Annotated in this window: 1 protein-coding gene; it reads left to right on the top strand. The window is 44.0% G+C overall.

What is annotated here, in order from left to right:
* Nucleotides 1-546 (top strand): 30S ribosomal protein S4 (gene rpsD / locus ACTHSP_RS21485; protein WP_440346938.1); only part of this gene is annotated, 546 nt, incomplete at both ends.

Here is a 546-nt window from a genome sequence, read left to right as displayed (position 1 = left end):
ATTGGCCCTAAATGTAAATTAGCACGTCGCGAAGGTACGGATCTGTTTTTGAAGAGTGCACGTCGCTCTTTAGATTCCAAATGTAAAATGGATTCTGCACCTGGTCAACACGGTGCGAAAAAACCACGTTTGTCAGACTACGGTTTGCAATTACGTGAAAAACAAAAAATTCGTCGTATTTATGGCGTATTAGAGCGTCAATTCCGTCGTTACTTCGCGGAAGCAGCTCGTCGTAAAGGCTCTACCGGTGAATTGCTGTTGCAATTGCTGGAGTCTCGTTTGGACAATGTCGTTTACCGTATGGGTTTTGGCTCTACTCGCGCCGAAGCACGTCAATTGGTTTCTCACAAAGCTATCGTCGTAAACGGTCAAGTTGTTAATATCCCTTCTTTCCAAGTTAAAGCAGGTGATGTTGTAGCTGTTCGTGAAAAAGCTAAGAAACAAGTACGTATCCAAGAAGCATTGAGCCTGGCTACTCAAATTGGCTTGCCAAGCTGGGTATCTGTTGATGCCGACAAATTGGAAGGTGTATTCAAAAATATGCCG

Source organism: Neisseria sp. P0001.S005, assembly GCF_051963715.1.
The sequence above is the reverse complement of the archived record's forward strand: the minus strand, read 5'-3'. Positions and strand labels throughout refer to the sequence as shown.